This is a genomic window from Clostridioides sp. GD02404 (assembly GCF_045898275.1).
Taxonomy (GTDB): Bacteria; Bacillota; Clostridia; order Peptostreptococcales; family Peptostreptococcaceae; genus Clostridioides; species Clostridioides difficile_A.
Genome location: NZ_JBJOCA010000003.1, coordinates 26,801 through 43,600, shown reverse-complemented (window position 1 = coordinate 43,600; position 16,800 = coordinate 26,801). Strand labels below are relative to the sequence as shown.

Annotated in this window: 14 protein-coding genes and 1 riboswitch; of the genes, 13 read left to right on the top strand and 1 reads right to left on the bottom strand. The window is 31.1% G+C overall.

Going from position 1 to position 16,800, the window contains the following annotated elements:
• Positions 1-82: 82 nt before the first annotated feature.
• Positions 83-286: an alpha/beta-type small acid-soluble spore protein gene (locus Q3287_RS02990; protein WP_003422115.1), complete on the bottom strand. Its 204-nt coding sequence runs from the start codon at positions 284-286 to the stop codon at positions 83-85.
• A gap of 290 nt (positions 287-576) precedes the next feature.
• On the opposite strand from Q3287_RS02990, the gene Q3287_RS02985 reads away from it, so the two are divergent.
• The 13 genes from Q3287_RS02985 to Q3287_RS02925 all read left to right on the top strand — a co-directional run bounded on the left by Q3287_RS02985 (position 577) and on the right by Q3287_RS02925 (position 16,664).
• Positions 577-1,341: a polysaccharide deacetylase family protein gene (locus Q3287_RS02985; protein ID WP_407963504.1), complete on the top strand. Its 765-nt coding sequence runs from the start codon at positions 577-579 to the stop codon at positions 1,339-1,341.
• Between the two features lie 389 nt (positions 1,342-1,730).
• On the top strand, positions 1,731-3,044 hold the full coding sequence (prdC, locus tag Q3287_RS02980) for a proline reductase-associated electron transfer protein PrdC (protein WP_054271696.1): 1,314 nt from the start codon (positions 1,731-1,733) through the stop codon (positions 3,042-3,044).
• A 396-nt stretch (positions 3,045-3,440) separates the two neighbouring features.
• A riboswitch (cyclic di-GMP riboswitch) is annotated at positions 3,441-3,526 on the top strand.
• Between the two features lie 15 nt (positions 3,527-3,541).
• Positions 3,542-5,620, top strand: a complete 2,079-nt coding sequence (locus Q3287_RS02975) for a Cys-Gln thioester bond-forming surface protein (protein WP_407963503.1) — start codon at positions 3,542-3,544, stop codon at positions 5,618-5,620.
• A gap of 370 nt (positions 5,621-5,990) precedes the next feature.
• The gene (prdR, locus tag Q3287_RS02970) at positions 5,991-7,751 is read left to right on the top strand and encodes a sigma-54 dependent transcriptional regulator PrdR (protein ID WP_074179788.1); all 1,761 of its coding nucleotides are present in this window, start codon (positions 5,991-5,993) and stop codon (positions 7,749-7,751) included.
• Between the two features lie 438 nt (positions 7,752-8,189).
• Positions 8,190-8,627: a sugar transporter gene (locus tag Q3287_RS02965; RefSeq protein ID WP_407963502.1), complete on the top strand. Its 438-nt coding sequence runs from the start codon at positions 8,190-8,192 to the stop codon at positions 8,625-8,627.
• Positions 8,628-8,752: 125 nt separating this feature from the next.
• The gene (gene prdA / locus Q3287_RS02960; protein ID WP_407963501.1) at positions 8,753-10,630 is read left to right on the top strand and encodes a D-proline reductase (dithiol) proprotein PrdA; all 1,878 of its coding nucleotides are present in this window, start codon (positions 8,753-8,755) and stop codon (positions 10,628-10,630) included.
• A gap of 62 nt (positions 10,631-10,692) precedes the next feature.
• Positions 10,693-10,977 carry a CBO2463/CBO2479 domain-containing protein gene (locus Q3287_RS02955; protein WP_074179789.1) on the top strand — a complete coding sequence of 95 codons (285 nt, stop codon included), beginning with the start codon at positions 10,693-10,695 and terminating at the stop codon, positions 10,975-10,977.
• A gap of 37 nt (positions 10,978-11,014) precedes the next feature.
• The gene (prdB, locus tag Q3287_RS02950; protein WP_079739805.1) at positions 11,015-11,740 is read left to right on the top strand and encodes a D-proline reductase (dithiol) protein PrdB; all 726 of its coding nucleotides are present in this window, start codon (positions 11,015-11,017) and stop codon (positions 11,738-11,740) included.
• 79 nt (positions 11,741-11,819) lie between these two features.
• Positions 11,820-12,578, top strand: a complete 759-nt coding sequence (gene prdD / locus Q3287_RS02945; RefSeq protein WP_054271689.1) for a proline reductase cluster protein PrdD — start codon at positions 11,820-11,822, stop codon at positions 12,576-12,578.
• A 14-nt stretch (positions 12,579-12,592) separates the two neighbouring features.
• Positions 12,593-13,060, top strand: a complete 468-nt coding sequence (locus Q3287_RS02940; protein ID WP_021386220.1) for a glycine/sarcosine/betaine reductase component B subunit — start codon at positions 12,593-12,595, stop codon at positions 13,058-13,060.
• 298 nt (positions 13,061-13,358) lie between these two features.
• Complete coding sequence (locus tag Q3287_RS02935) at positions 13,359-14,366, top strand: proline racemase (RefSeq protein WP_054271695.1); 1,008 nt, start codon at positions 13,359-13,361, stop codon at positions 14,364-14,366.
• 119 nt (positions 14,367-14,485) lie between these two features.
• On the top strand, positions 14,486-15,367 hold the full coding sequence (locus Q3287_RS02930; RefSeq protein ID WP_054271687.1) for a TSUP family transporter: 882 nt from the start codon (positions 14,486-14,488) through the stop codon (positions 15,365-15,367).
• Between the two features lie 661 nt (positions 15,368-16,028).
• Positions 16,029-16,664, top strand: coding sequence for a single-stranded DNA-binding protein (locus Q3287_RS02925; RefSeq protein ID WP_054271686.1), 636 nt, complete (start codon positions 16,029-16,031; stop codon positions 16,662-16,664).
• Positions 16,665-16,800: the final 136 nt, after the last annotated feature.

Sequence of the window (16,800 nt, the reverse complement as noted above, 5' to 3'; positions counted from 1 at the left end):
AAATTAATTTTACAAATAAATACAGAGAAACAGGGCTGCTAATTAGCAGCCCTGTTGATACCCAGGTGTCAAAATTTACTATCTATTTTCCAGCCATTTGTCTTTCAGCCATTTCAACTAATTTCTTAGTCATGTATCCACCAACATATCCATTTTCTCTAGCTGTTAAGTTTCCTTTGTCTATGTTTTCATAGTTAGATAAACCTATTTCGTTAGCTATTTCTAATTTCATTTGGTTTAAAGCAGCTTTTGCTTCTGGCACTACTGTTCTGTTTGAATTTGACATAGTAAATTTCCTCCTCAAATAATTAGTTTATGATGTCTAACAACACTTTTATTTATGTGATGTTAATACTAATTTCTCCAAAATAAAAATAATATATACAGAAAAATAAAGGTAAAAATGTAAAAAATATTAAAAAATTAAATAAACGGGTATTTTAGAGCGTTTAACTAGAACGATATAGATTTTGTTTTTTTACTTATTGTCTTATAAATTAAATATTACAGTACTTTTTTGAGCTAAAAAAAAATAAATTTTAAATATAGAAGAAATTATTTAAAAGGGGGAATAGTATGAAAAGAGAAGTCAAAAGAACTAAAGCTTTGATATATAGTGTTTTATTTTTTTCATTATTATTAGTATTAATATTTGCTCTTGTTTATGGAATAAAGTATATGTGTTCTAAGTCTGATAACTCAAAAATGCCTATATATAAAGTTGATACAAATGAGAAAAAAATAGCTTTAAGTTTTGATGTCGCGTGGGGAACTAATAATATGGATGAAATTTTAAAGATTTTAGATAAACATAATGTAAAAGCTACTTTTTTTCTAGTTGGTAGCTGGGTAGATGATAATCAAGATATTGTGAAGGCTATAGATGAAAAGGGACATGAAATTGGCAATCATTCAAATACCCATGCGAATTTGAAAGAAATATCAAAAGAAGACATAACAAAAGAAATAGAAACTACATCAGGAAAGATATTTAATATAACAGGGAAAAAAACAAATTTGTTTAGACCACCTTTTGGAGATGTAAACAACAAAGCTATGGACATTTGCAGTGATTTAGGTTATAAAGTAATTAAGTGGGATGTGGATTCTATAGACTGGAAAGAGCTTGGTCCAAACCATGTAATTGAAAAAGTAATAAAAGAATCTCAACCTGGCTCAATAGTTTTATTTCATGCTAATATAAATGATGTAGATAACTATTTGGACACTATAATAAGTAAGCTTAAAAAAGATGGATACAGTTTAGTAAAAATATCAGACTTATTATATAAAGATAATTACATAATTGATTCTAATGGAGTGCAGAAACTTAAGAATTAACAAGTAGTAAATGTATATTTTAAGTAAAGTTGTGGTAAATTATATAGTATATGTTAGAAAAGTGTCGATAAAAAGACGGTGTCTATTTTTTGACACTTTTTATGCATGTATGCGATATCAATAATTATAGATTAAATTGGTTGAAAAAGTGTCTAATAATTGACTTTTATAAAATGAGTTTAAATATTTGAAAGAAGTTATGGATGCTGTAAGACAGTATTTTCAAAGGGTATAAGTTTGTTTAAAAGTTGGCATAGAAATTGCTTTGTTAATAAGCGATATGTTCTATAGAAATAAACAATATGTTAAGACATTGTAATAGAAAAACAACATTAACATTATTTGAACAGCTTATAAAAAAAATTAATATACTTAAGGGGGCGTACTAGTTGAACAAACTATATTCTATTTTATTAAAACAACACGTTGGTGGTCCAGATAAACCAGTAGTAAGTGTTGGAGATGTAGTAAAAAAAGGAACTCTAATCGCAGAACCAGCTGGATTAGGAGCAAATATTTATGCCAGTGTTAGTGGAAAAATAAGTGAAATAAATGACCAAGCTATAGTAATCGAAGCTGATGAAGTACAAGATGATACTTTTGAACCATTAAAAGGAGAAGGTATACTTGACTTAATTAAAGAAGCTGGAGTTGTAGGTATGGGTGGAGCAGGATTCCCTACTCATATAAAATTAAACATAGATTTAAAAGGTGGAACAATATTAGCAAATGCTGCTGAATGTGAACCTTTATTAGCTCATAACATAAAAGAAATAGAAGAAAGACCAGAGATAGTTTACCAAGGTATAAAATATGCTATGGAAGTTACTAATGCTGGAAAAGGTATGCTAGCAATAAAAAGCAAGCATCCAGAAGCAATAGCAGCATTTAAAAAAGTAATAAAGCCAGGAGATAATATAGAAGTTGCAGAACTAGTTGACATGTACCCAATGGGAGAAGAGAGAGCGATAGTAAGAGATGTTCTAGGTAAATTACTTGAGCCAACTCAATTACCTTCAGAAGCTAATGCAGTAGTAATAAATGTAGAAACATTAACTAGAATAGTAGAAGCTGTTGAGCAAAAAAGACCAGTTATATCTAAAAATGTAACTGTAGTTGGTCAATTAAACAGTGGAAAAGAATCTATAGTATTTGAAGATGTGCCAATTGGAACTACTGTTGGAGAATTAATTGAAAGAGCTGGTGGAATAAAAGGTGAATACGGTGAGATAATCTTAGGAGGACCTTTCACTGGTAAAGCTACTACTTTAGATACTCCAATAACTAAAACTAGTGGTGGTATAATAGTTACTATGCCATTTGTTAATGAAAAGAGAAAAATGGGTCTTTTAGTCTGTGCATGTGGACCTAATGAAGAAAGAATGAGAGACATAGCAGCTAAAATGGGAGTTACTGATATAGTATCAGTTCAAAAATGTAAACAAGCTCAAGAAATTAAAGGTGCATTAAAATGTGAAAATCCAGGACACTGTCCAGGACAAGCTCAAAAATGTATAGAATTTAAGAAAGCTGGAGCAGAAGTTATATTAATAGGAAACTGTACTGACTGTAGTAACACAGTAATGGGTTCTGCACCAAAATTAAAATTAGGTGTATATCATATTACTGACCATGTAATGAGAACAGTTAATCACCCATTAATAAGAAGAATAAAAGGTGACGTAAGATTAAAAATAAAATAATATAATATAAAAATATATAATAAAACATCCTTGGAAAAAATTGGAAAATTGTTTTCAGGGATGTTTTTTTGTTGTTATATGTCGATAACATTAACGAATAATATAAATAATATGGAAGAAATAGACAAAATATAATATCTAATATATAATAATGGCAATAGCTATTAAAATTATATTAGACAAAAACAAACTCAGATATGTGGTCATATTGACATATAAAAATTGAATTGAGTCAATTATCCAATAGAGTAAATAGTTTTGTATTATCTCAAGATACTCTACAGTATCTTTTTTAATGTAAGAATAAGTTTTTGTCTCTTACTAATAATTTTAGAATGTTCGTAAAGAGTGCACTTAAAAAATAAAAAGTATTACAAAAATAAAAATTACTAAAAACCTATTTATAGAAACTGTGAAGTATATCTTAAATTTGGGCACTTAAAAGATATATGGAGTTAGTAGTGCAACCTGCTATAAATATAAATAGGAGGAAAATCTTGAAAATAAAAATTAAAAAATCAAGTATAATTAGTTTAGTAATTGCTTTTAGTATGGCATTTACTGCATTTGCACCAATAATATCTTATGCTGACGAAGTAAGTGGAAAAGATACAATACTTGATGGAGAGAAGCCATCAGGAGGAGAAACACCAGATGGAGAGAAGCCATCAGGAGGAGAAACACCAGACGGAGAGAAGCCATCAGGAGGAGAAACACCAGATGGAGAGAAGCCATCAGGAGGAGAAACACCAGATGGAGAGAAGCCATCAGGAGAGGAAACACCAGACGGAGAGAAGCCATCAGGAGGAGAAACACCAGATGGAGAGAAGCCATCAGGAGAGGAAACACCAGACGGAGAGAAGCCATCAGGAGGAGAAATACCAGATGGGGAGAAGCCATCAGGTGAAGAGATACCAGATGGGGAGAAGCCATTAGGTGAAATTATACCATCAGAAGAAGAGGAAGAATTAGAAGTAGAAGAAATGAGTTTGAAGCAGAATATTGAAGATATTCTTAATCTTACTGTATCTCAAATAAATAAGATTGTATATAATTTCTGGGAAGATGAAAATGATGTAAAAACAGATGAACAGTCAGAAATTAGTGAGGTACTTACTTCAAAAGATGCAAATATTGGATTATGGCATAATAAAAATTCAAAAGTAAAAAATACATGTTTGTTAAAAGAAACAAATGGTTCAAATAGACCTTATTTTGATGTGAGATTTGATGATATTACAAAAACTTTAACTTTTGATTATATAATAGAAGGTCTTATAGGTGCAGGCTATAAAGATGGGAAATATATAATAGAAGGTGAAGACGGAGAACAAACTGCATTTTGTTATAATAATCATCTAAAATCTCCAACTAGTCATAATAAGAGTCCATACTTACCAGCAGAAGATTTTAATGGTCAAGAAAATCAAAACGAAGATGCAATTAAATCTATACTATATGCGGGTTCTGAGTTTGATGGATTTGGATATAAGCAACAATTTAATTTAGGTGGAGAAGAATATGAAGGTATAACTCATTCTACTACTCAAGATGCTATTTGGATTATGCTTGGGCAAATGAATGAGCAGGAAAGACTTAAACAATATCAAGCTAATATAAAGCTTTATGATATGTTTATAGAGAGTGCAAAGACTGAAGAGGAAAAAGCTGAGTATCTAAAAGGTAAGGAAGCAGCAATAAATTCAAAAGCTTACTTAGAGGCATTATTAAATGCAGGGCGTGAAGAATTAAAGCCAAATGATACAGGAAAACCTAGTCTGAGTAATGGTTTGACTGATATTAAATTTGATAAGAATCAAGATGGTACTTATGAAACAGAAGCTATAGCTTTAGTAGGTTATAGTGGTGTAGTTAAATTAAAGTTACCAGATGGAGTAACTGCTTATGATGAAAATGGAAATGTAATAGGTACAGGTGAAGTAGAAATCTCAACACAAGAAAAGTTTAAACTTAAGAGTGTTAATAAGCCAGATGTAAAAGCTAATATATCTGCTTTATCTTATGATTATATTTTCCCAAAAGCTATTCAGTATTTTAAGACAGTTTTCGATTTTGGTGATAAAGACCATTCATCTTTATTGCCTACTAGTAAGCAAAATTTATTAAGTTATACAATAGAACAAAAAAATGGCGAGGAAGTTGATTTCAATATAGGTGTACCAACAGATGGAGACCCTGATGTGAATCCACCAGTGCCACCAGATAATGGTAATGATAACTCAAATGGTCATAAACCTAAGCCATCACCACCATCAGATGATACAGTGATAAATCCACCAGTACCACCGTCAGATGATACAGTGATAAATCCACCAATACCACCATCAGATGATACAGTAATAAATCCACCAGTACCACCATCAGGTGATGTAGTGGAAAATCCATCAGTACCATCAAAAAATGATACAATAGTAAATCCACCAGTACCACCAACAAATGACATAGTTGTAAAATCACCAAAAACAGGTGATGAAACTCAAATAATGCCATACATACTTATTGGTATTGTAGCAATTTGTGGGTTAGTGTATCAAACAAAAAGAGCAAAAAATTAATATGGAGTACTGTTTGTTATTAAGTTTTAGAATATATTGTCTCAAATTGATTTAAAATCATTTTGAGGCATTTTTTTATGTAAGTATAACCTTTGTGAGAACAGATGTTAATTGTTCTGTGAATAGAAAAATACTTTGAAGGTGAAAATAGTATTGAAAAAATAATATACTAAAGGTATAATTCATTTGATTTCATTTGTATAGATTTAAGTATTCATTTTAGTAATTACATGAATTTGTATTAGAAATTTGTATATTAAACAGTTAAGAAATTTTAATATTAATTATTTAATAAACTGTTATTATGATATGCTAGAATAAATATATATAAATAAGTTTTGATGATGTACTACTATAAAGGGGGGACTTTATGTTTTCGATACCAGAAGTAAAAAAAGTAGAAGAGGTAATGGATACAAAATTTACAACTATAGACGAAGACACAAGAATTGAAGATGCAATAAAAGAAATGATAAAAAGCAACACAAAAACTCTAATGGTAATAGATTCATCTGGTGAATTAAAAGGGATTATATCTATGACAGATATACATAATCTTTATGACATGCATAAGAAGTATGACGGTCAACCAGTAAAACTTATAATGAAAAAGGATGTAATATATGTCAGCGAAGGTCTAACCTTAGATGAGTGCAGAGATATAATGATATTGAAAAATATAGGAATTCTCCCTGTTCTTAGAGACAATAAAATTATTGGAGTCTTAAAACAAGAGCATATTAGAGACTATTTATATATGCATTTAGAAGACTATGGATTGACTTTGAAATATATTATAGGACAAATTAAAGAAGGAATTTGTGCTATAAATAACGAAGGTGTAGTTATATTGTGGAATAAGTTTATGGAGGAAAGGTATGATATAAAATCTGAAGACATAGTCGGTCGACCGATGAACGAATTTTTGGAAAATACTATTTCAGAAAAAGTATTAAATAGTAAAATCGGTATGAGTGACTTATATTTTACAGATAAAAAAGAAAATATGTATGCACTAGTCCATGCAAATCCTATATTTTATAAGGAAGAATTTATTGGTGTTGTATGTACAGAAGTTGATGTTACAGAAGCCAAGATACTTGCTCTTGAACTTGAAAAGGTAAATGATACATTGAAATATTTAAAGAATGAAGTTAAAAACTTATCCAAAGGTAGCTTTGATAAAATTTTAGGTAAGAGTTATAAGTTGGAAAAATCGAAAGCGATTGCAAAACAAGTAGCTAGAACCAATAGTAGCATATTTATCTGGGGTGAAAGTGGTACAGGTAAAGAAGTATTTGCCAGAGCTATTCATGATTATAGTGAGAGAAAAGGTCAATTTATACCTGTTAACTGTAGTGCCATACCAAATGAGTTGTTTGAAAGTGAGTTTTTTGGATATGAATCAGGTGCATTTACTGGAGCAAGCAAAAAAGGTCGAATAGGTATATTTGAACTTGCAAAGGATGGGACTGTATTTTTAGATGAAATTGCTGATTTACCTCTTAGTATGCAGGCTAAGTTGCTTAGAGTACTACAAGAAAAGGAAATAAGAAGAGTTGGTGGAGATACAACAATAAAAATAAATCCTAGAATAATATCAGCTACTAACAAAGATTTAGGTAAAATGGTGAAATCAGAAAAATTTAGAGAAGATTTATACTATAGATTAAATGTTGTGGAGATAAAGATTCCACCACTTAGAGAGAGAAAAGAGGACATAGGATTGTTGGTTCATAGCTTTTTAGAAGAAATATGTAAACAAAACAACAAACCTGTTCTTACAATTAGTAAAGATGTAATAGATATATTTCAAAACTATAGATGGAAAGGAAATATTAGAGAATTAAAAAATACAATTGAAAATATGGTTGTTTTGTCTCAAAACTCTAGGATAGAGATGGAGGATGTACCAAGCTACATGATGGATTCTACTAATAAAAGTACTGAAGAAGAGGAATATCCTTTAGATTTGACGAAAGCTACTCAAAAGATTGAAGTAAAAAATATAACAAAGGCTTTAAAAATGTCTAATGGAAATAAAGCTAAAGCAGCTAAGATATTAAATATACCAAGAACTACATTGTATTATAAGATAGACCAATACAAAATAGATGTGTCTAAAATATGACACATGACTAAATTTTGACAAAATAATAAATATCAGTATTAAGTGTAGTGAAATCAATGGTTATAACAATGCTATGTATGTGGGTGTGTTAAAAAAAATAAAAAAGTGTTGATAAATTGACACTTTTTTTTGTTTGAGAAAATGTTTACATACATAAAAAATAAACTGTTTTAAATAAATATTTATATGATATTTGGCTAAAAATAGCGATAAGAGAAGAATCTATTATAGAAAAAATCTTTTTGTTAATAAGTTGGCATAGGAATTGCTTATATATAAAGTGACTTCAAATGAGAAAAAAACAATGATTTTGATGACTTATGTAGTTTAAAAATCTTAACACTTAGAGCTGTTAGTAGGGAACAGTAAAAATGTTGATTATTAAAAGTGTTAAGGTATCAATATAAATTAAAAATCAAAAGAAGGAGGCATTTTTATATGTCAATAACTTTAGAAACAGCTCAAGCTCATGCAAATGACCCAGCAGTATGCTGCTGCAGATTTGAAGAAGGAACAATAATAGCACCAGAAAATTTAGAAGATCCAGCAATATTTGGAGATTTAGAAGATTCAGGATTGCTAGTTATACCAGAAAATCATTTAACAGTAGGTCAAGTATTAGGAGCTAAATTAACAAAAACTTTAGATGCTTTATCTCCAATGACTACAGATAATGTGGAAGGGTATAAAACAACAGAAACAGATGTTGAGGAATCTACTGAAGAAAAAGTAGAAGCTCCAGTAGTACCTGTAGCTACTTTGACACAAGCTACAACAGGTCAAGTAATAAAAATACACATACAAGAAGGTAAAGATATCAACTTAGAGATACCTTTAGCAATTGCTACTCAAATGGGAGTAGTACCACAAAAATAATAGTTAAAATACAACTATTTAAGAAGGTTTTAATTTACTTGATTCCTCAGTTAAGGGGCTACCTGTTGAGGAATCGAGATTTAAAATAATAAATAAGAAAATAATGTAAGGAGGTATTTTATACTATGTCAATAACTTTAGAAACAGCTCAAGCCCATGCAAATGACCCAGCAGTATGTTGTTGTAGATTTGAAGCGGGAACAATAATAGCACCAGAAAACTTAGAAGATCCAGCAATATTTGCAGACTTAGAGGATTCTGGATTATTAACAATACCAGAAAATGGATTAACTATAGGTCAAGTACTAGGAGCTAAGTTAAAAGAAACTTTAGATGCGTTATCTCCAATGACTACAGAAAATGTAGAAGGATACAAAGCAGGAGAGGCTAAAGAAGTAGTAGAAGAAGAAGCAGTAGTAGAAGAAGCTCCAGCAGCTTTAGAAGCAGTAGTGCCAGTAAGCACAGGAGTTTTAGGTGAAACAGTTAAAATACACATAGGTGAAGGTAAAAATATAAGCTTAGAAATACCTTTATCAGTAGCTGGTCAAGCAGGAGTTGCTGCTCCAGTAGCAAACGTTGCAGCTCCAGTAGCAGGTGCAGCAGAAGTAGCTCCAAAAGTTGCAGAAAAGAAACTTTTAAGAAGCTTAACTAAAAAACACTTTAAAATAGATAAAGTTGAATTTGCTGATGAGACTAAAATAGAAGGAACTACTTTATACATCAGAAATGCTGAAGAAATATGTAAAGAAGCTAATGATACTCAAGAGTTAGTTGTAGATATGAAATTAGAAATAATAACTCCTGATAAATATGAAACTTACAGTGAAGCTGTATTAGATATACAACCAATCGCTACTAAAGAAGAAGGCGAATTAGGTACAGGTATAACTAGAGTTATAGATGGAGCTGTAATGGTATTAACTGGTACAGATGAAAATGGAGTTCAAATAGGTGAATTCGGTTCTTCAGAAGGTGAGTTAAATACTACTATGATGTGGGGTAGACCAGGTGCTGCTGACAAAGGTGAAATATTCATCAAAGGTCAAGTAACAATAAAAGCAGGAACTAACATGGAAAGACCAGGACCTCTAGCTGCTCACCGTGCATTTGACTATGTAACTCAAGAAATAAGAGAAGCATTAAAAACAGTTGACAACTCTTTAGTAGTTGACGAAGAAGTAATAGAGCAATACAGAAGAGAAGGTAAAAAGAAAGTTGTTGTTATAAAAGAAATAATGGGACAAGGTGCAATGCATGACAACCTAATATTACCAGTTGAGCCAGTTGGTACATTAGGAGCTCAACCAAACGTTGACTTAGGAAACATGCCAGTTGTATTATCTCCACTTGAAGTATTAGATGGTGGTATCCATGCATTAACTTGTATAGGACCTGCATCAAAAGAAATGTCAAGACATTACTGGAGAGAGCCATTAGTAATAAGAGCTATGGAAGATGAAGAAATAGATTTAGTAGGTGTTGTATTTGTTGGTTCTCCACAAGTAAACGCTGAGAAATTCTATGTATCTAAGAGATTAGGTATGTTAGTTGAAGCTATGGAAGTTGATGGAGCTGTAGTAACTACTGAAGGTTTCGGAAACAACCATATAGACTTCGCATCTCACATAGAGCAAATAGGTATGAGAGGTATACCAGTAGTTGGTGTAAGTTTCTCAGCTGTTCAAGGTGCTCTAGTTGTTGGTAATAAATACATGACTCACATGGTAGATAATAACAAGTCTAAGCAAGGTATAGAGAATGAAATATTATCTAACAATACATTAGCTCCAGAAGATGCTGTTAGAATAATGGCTATGCTTAAAAATGCTATAGCTGGTGTAGAAGTTAAAGCTCCTGAAAGAAAATGGAATCCAAATGTTAAATTAAATAACATAGAGGCTATAGAAAAAGTTACAGGAGAAAAAATAGCATTAGAAGATAATGAGCAATCTTTACCAATGAGTAAGAAAAGAAGAGAAATATACGAAAAAGACGAAAACTAAGATTTAGATAATAGTATAAATTTAGATCCAAGTTTAAAACAGTGTAGAGAGGTAGAATTATAATGGATAGATTAAAATATATCTCATCAGAGACTTTTTATGAGGGTATTATAGTTGACATCAAAGGTGGTGGAGTGACTATAGACCTGAAAGGTAGACTTGGACAATTTAAAATACCTAATAGAATGCTTATAACTGACTACGAACTTAAGATAGGTCAAGAAGTTGGATTCATGCTAAGCTATCCTGAGGTATTAAGTCCAGAGCCTAATCAAGAGTATGTAGAAAATATTAGGAGAGAAAAAGAAAAACAAGAAGAAATGCAATCAAAGCAAGAAGAAAAATAATAAATAATCGTTTGAAAATAGAAGGGAGAGGAAATATATGAGCCTTACAACAGTACAAGGACTTCAATCTGAAATATTCGTTCCAATAACACCTCCTCCAGTTTGGACTCCTGTAACTAAAGAATTAAAAGATATGACTATAGCTTTAGCTACAGCAGCTGGTGTTCACTTAAAATCTGACAAGAGATTTAATCTAGCAGGAGATACTACATTTAGAGCTGTACCTAATACAGCTACAGTTGATGAAATGATGGTATCACATGGTGGATATGATAATGGAGATGTAAACAAAGATATAAACTGTATGTTTCCTATAGATAGATTACATGAATTAGCTGCAGAAGGATTTATAAAAGCAGTAGCTCCTATGCACTATGCATTCATGGGTGGTGGAGGAAACCAACATGTCTTCACTGAAGAAACTGGTCCTGCTATCGCTGCTAAACTTAAAGAAGAGGGAGTAGACGGTGTAGTCATGACAGCTGGCTGAGGTACTTGCCATAGAACTGCCGTGATCGTGCAGAGAGCAATAGAGGAAGCTGGAATACCTACAATAATAATCGCAGCTCTTCCTCCAGTAGTTAGACAAAACGGAACTCCTAGAGCAGTTGCTCCATTAGTTCCAATGGGTGCTAATGCTGGTGAACCACATAACATAGAAATGCAAACACATATATTAAGAGATACATTAGAGCAATTAGTTGCAATACCATCTGCTGGTAAGATAGTTCCATTACCATACGAATATAAAGCTCACGTTTAAAATGTAATTTATATTTGAAAATATAAAACCCTTCTCCCACACAGTTAGGAGAGGGGTTTTAAGAACAAAGGTGGATATTATGGAAGAAAAAATAATGAGAAGACTTGTTATAAAACCGTTTCATATGAATGAAGTTAATTTCGGTTCAAAAACTTCTATAAAGAAAGATGTACTTACAATCAACTTATCAAGTATAGATGAAATAAAAGAAAAAGAAGATTTAATAACAGACATAAAAGTAGATATAATAAAGCCTGGAGATTATGACAGAGAAATTAACACTATTATGGACATTATACCAATATCAACCAAAGTTTTAGGCAGATTGGGAGAGGGAATTACACATACTTTAACTGGTGTATATGTAATGTTAACTGGCGCAGATGAAGATGGAAATCAAATGCATGAATTTGGCTCTTCAGAAGGAATTTTGAAAGAACAAATGGTGTTTGGTAGATATGGAACTCCATCAGTTGAAGATTATATAATTCATGTAGATGTAACTCTAAAGGGAGGTTTACCTTTCGAAAGAGCACTTCCACTTGCAGCATTTAGAGCATGTGATGATTTTATACAAGAAATAAGAACGTCTTTGAAAATGGAAGACGGAAGAAATGCTACTCAAGTTCGTGAATATTTTGACAAAATTCGACCAAATGCAAAAAAGGTTGTCATAGTAAAACAAATAGCAGGTCAAGGTGCTATGTATGACAATCAGTTATTCTCAAAGGAGCCTAGTGGTTTTGAAGGAGGAACATCAATTATAGATATGGGAAATGTACCTATGATTATATCTCCTAATGAATACAGAGATGGTGCCCTTAGAGCTATGACTTAAGAGAGGTGGATATTATGGGAATAGGACCTTCAACAAAAGAAACATCTCTTCATCACTTTAGAGACCCACTTTTAGACATAGTTGAAAGTGATAAAGATGTAGACTTACTTGGAGTAATAGTAGTAGGAACTCCAGATGGAAACGAAAATAAGACTTTTGTGGGACAAAGAACGGCCGCTTGGCTGGAAGCCATGAGAGCAGATGGAGCTATAGTTTCATCAGATGGATGGGGAAACTCACATGTTGACTATGCCAACACATTTGAGGAAATAGGAAAAAGAGATATACCTGTAGTTGGAGTTACATTTAATGGTACTCAAGCTAAATTTGTTGTAAGCAATCAATATATGAATACTATAGTTGATATGAACAAATCAAAAGAAGGTATAGAGACAGAAGTTGTTGGAGAAAACAACACAAATGAAATAGATGCTAAAAAAGCTCTAGCATTTTTAAAACTTAAGATGAGAAAACATGGATAACAAATCCATTACTAGATTTGATAGATATTGATTCTAACATGCACTTGTTATGAATAATTTTAATTAAGGTATTGGATATATTTACAGTAGGTCTTACTATTATGGGAGCAGATGAGGACTAGTATTTACGAAGCCATACATATAAAGCTACCATAATTTATTATAAGAAGACAACATGCTACATAGAAACAGAAGTAGTTGGATACAATCACATGGATGAAGTTGATGTTAAGAAGCATTGGCTTTTCTAAAATTAAAAATGCGTAAAACGCAAAATAAACCTAAGGGGGAATTTGATATGAAATTTAGCAGAAGTATACAAGCTATAGACTCTCATACAGCAGGTGAAGCAACTAGAATAGTTGTAGGTGGAATACCTAATATAAAAGGAAATTCTATGCCTGAGAAAAAAGAATATTTAGAAAAAAATCTAGATTATTTAAGAACTGCTATAATGTTAGAGCCAAGAGGACATAATGATATGTTTGGTTCTGTAATGACTCAACCTTGTTGCCCAGATGCTGACTTTGGAATAATCTTCATGGACGGTGGCGGATACCTTAACATGTGTGGCCATGGTACAATAGGAGCTATGACAGCAGCTATAGAAACAGGTGTAGTTCCAGCAGTAGAGCCTATAACTCATGTAGTTATGGAAGCTCCAGCAGGAATAATAAGAGGAGACGTTACAGTTGTAGATGGAAAAGCTAAAGAAGTATCATTCTTAAACGTGCCAGCTTTCTTATATAAAGAAGGTGTTGAAGTTGAATTACCAGGTGTTGGAACAGTTAAATTTGACATATCATTTGGTGGAAGCTTCTTTGCTATAATACATGCAAGTCAATTAGGTTTAAAAATAGAACCTCAAAATGCTGGTAAATTAACTGAGTTAGCTATGAAACTTAGAGACATAATAAACGAGCAAATAGAAATACAACATCCAACTTTAGCTCACATAAAAACTGTAGACTTAGTTGAAATATATGATGAGCCAACTCATCCAGAAGCTACTTACAAAAATGTAGTTATATTTGGTCAAGGGCAAGTTGACAGATCTCCATGTGGAACTGGAACAAGTGCTAAATTAGCTACTTTACATGCTAAAGGTGAATTAAAAGTAGGAGAAAAATTCGTATATGAAAGTATATTAGGAACTTTATTCAAAGGTGAAATAGTTGAAGAAACTAAAGTTGCAGATTTCAATGCTGTAGTACCTAAAATATCTGGTTCTGCTTATATAACTGGATTCAATCATTTTGTAATAGATGAAGAAGATCCACTTAAACATGGATTTATTCTTAAGTAAGCAATAAATAAATTGGGAAATTAAAATAGAATAGTAGCCTTTTATCGGCTACTATTCTATAGCTTTTAGGCTATAAGATTCAGAATATATTAAAAAATAAAAAAATAGGAGGATGGATTATGGTAGCGATCTTAAAGGCATTATACGTAGTATTCGCAGCAATCTTTGCAGTTGTGTTTGGTAAAGACGTAGCTAAAGCAAACAAAGAGGGGAAACTAGAAGAACAAAGTACTCCAAAAGTTGCTGTAACAGGATTTATAACAGATTTCTTTGATACATTAGGAATAGGGTCATTTGCTCCAACAATAGCAATGTCAAAAGCTTTAAAATTAAATATACCAGATAAAAAAATGCCTGGTACATTAAACGTAGCACATACTATTCCAGTTGTTACAGAAGCATTCATATTTACATCAATCATACCAGTTGATGGTGTTACTCTAGTATCTATGGTTGTGGCAGCAGCTGTTGGTTCATACATAGGTGCAGGAATAATAGCTAAAATGGACGAAAGAAAAATACAACTTGTTATGGGTGTAACTCTAGCATTAACAGCAATATTAATGTTATTAGGTCATCCTTGGGTTAACGTATTACCAGGTGGGGGAAATGAATTAGGTCTTACTGGTGTTAAATTAGTAATAGGTGTATTAGGTAACTTTATACTAGGTGCTTTAATGACAGCTGGTATAGGTCTATATGCTCCTGGTATGGCGATGGTTTACTTCTTAGGAATGTCTGCAAAAGTTGCGTTCCCAATAGTTATGGGTTCTTGTGCATTATTAATGCCAGTTGCAAGTATGAAATTCATAAAAGAAGATGCATATACTAAAAAAGCATCAGTTATAATAGCTATCTGTGGTTTAATAGGGGTTTTCGTAGCTGCATATATAGTAAAAACTCTACCAATGGATATATTAAAAGCATTAGTAATAGTTGTTATAGCTTACACTTCTGCTACAATGATAATGGCTGCAAATAAAAATAAAAAGACTGCTTAGTATTTATTAAATATTACAGCTAATAATAAAACTATAAACTGCTTTAAAATATTAATTTAATATTTTAGGGCAGTTTTTTATTTATTAAATTAATATAATTATATAAAGCAATTAATATGCCAATTGTGTAATATATATAATAATTTATTAAATTAGAGATGAAAATTGTTGTATTTATAAAAATTAAAGCATAATTTGAAGTTAAATATTTACATTTTATGCTCAATAAACTATGCAAGTGCTCATATATTAATACAGATAAATAAAAATATTATCATATTAAGTCTAAAATAACTTGTAACTGATAAAAAATAAGTTATATATGACTCTAGAGTTATCTGAATTATTTGGATAAATTTAAGTTGCTGGATTTACTTGTATACAAGTATTTAGAATGAGTTATATATGACTTAAAAAAATATATAAAGAGTTTTAAAATTAATATAAGGGTGAAATATAGGAATTAAACAGTGTGATGATATATAAATCCAATAACAATTTTATAAATTTAAAAAGGAAAAGATTAAATGAAATTTATAACTAAATAAAAATTTTTAAACAGCAATCAAAGATTTGTAATAAAATACATCCCTCACAAATATATTTATTATATAAGCTGATACCAGAAATATAAGAATTAACAATTGTGGAGGGATAAAATATGATAGCTGTTAAAGATGAGAATAACGTAGTAAACTTAAGAGGGGAGTTAGACAATAAGCTAGAATTTAGTCATGAGATATTTGGGGAAAAATTTTATAATATGAAAATAAAAATAAACAGACTAAGTGATTCTTTTGATATACTTCCAATGACTGTATCAGAAAGACTTCTTCAAGATGTTGACCTCGATAAACAAAATTTAGTCAATGTTGTAGGTCAATTAAGGTCATATAATAAAACATTAAATAATAAAAATAGATTAGTACTTACAGTGTTTGCTAGAGAAATAAAAAGCATAGATGAGGAAAATAAAGACCCTAATAGCATATTTCTAGATGGATATGTATGTAAGGAGCCTGTATATAGGAAGACGCCTCTAGGAAGGGAAATAACCGATTTATTGGTGGCTATAAATAGACCTTATAACAAATCTGACTATATACCATCAATAGTTTGGGGTAGAAATGCTAAATTTGCAAAGAATCTAAAGGTTGGTGATAGGATACAGCTTTGGGGTAGGGTTCAAAGTAGAGAATATGAGAAAAAAATAGATGAAAATAATGTGATTAAAAAAATGGCTTATGAAGTATCAATATCGAAAATAAAAAAACTGGATGAGAATAACAACGAATAGATTCAAAAAGTATACTGTTTTTTATGAACAAAATACCAATAATTCTGCTATAATAACATATTAAAATCCATAAAGATTGTTTAAAAAAATACTAATGAAATATCTCTTGAATAGTTGCTCGCCATTTATTATAATG

Bases quoted from the DNA above. Each gene is read 5' to 3' on its own strand.
- Q3287_RS02990 (WP_003422115.1), bottom strand. From the start codon at position 286: ATGTCAAATTCAAACAGAACAGTAGTGCCAGAAGCAAAAGCTGCTTTA.
- Q3287_RS02985 (WP_407963504.1), top strand. From the start codon at position 577: ATGAAAAGAGAAGTCAAAAGAACTAAAGCTTTGATATATAGTGTTTTA.
- prdR (WP_074179788.1), top strand. From the start codon at position 5,991: ATGTTTTCGATACCAGAAGTAAAAAAAGTAGAAGAGGTAATGGATACA.
- Q3287_RS02965 (WP_407963502.1), top strand. From the start codon at position 8,190: ATGTCAATAACTTTAGAAACAGCTCAAGCTCATGCAAATGACCCAGCA.
- prdA (WP_407963501.1), top strand. From the start codon at position 8,753: ATGTCAATAACTTTAGAAACAGCTCAAGCCCATGCAAATGACCCAGCA.
- Q3287_RS02955 (WP_074179789.1), top strand. From the start codon at position 10,693: ATGGATAGATTAAAATATATCTCATCAGAGACTTTTTATGAGGGTATT.
- prdD (WP_054271689.1), top strand. From the start codon at position 11,820: ATGGAAGAAAAAATAATGAGAAGACTTGTTATAAAACCGTTTCATATG.
- Q3287_RS02940 (WP_021386220.1), top strand. From the start codon at position 12,593: ATGGGAATAGGACCTTCAACAAAAGAAACATCTCTTCATCACTTTAGA.
- Q3287_RS02935 (WP_054271695.1), top strand. From the start codon at position 13,359: ATGAAATTTAGCAGAAGTATACAAGCTATAGACTCTCATACAGCAGGT.
- Q3287_RS02930 (WP_054271687.1), top strand. From the start codon at position 14,486: ATGGTAGCGATCTTAAAGGCATTATACGTAGTATTCGCAGCAATCTTT.
- Q3287_RS02925 (WP_054271686.1), top strand. From the start codon at position 16,029: ATGATAGCTGTTAAAGATGAGAATAACGTAGTAAACTTAAGAGGGGAG.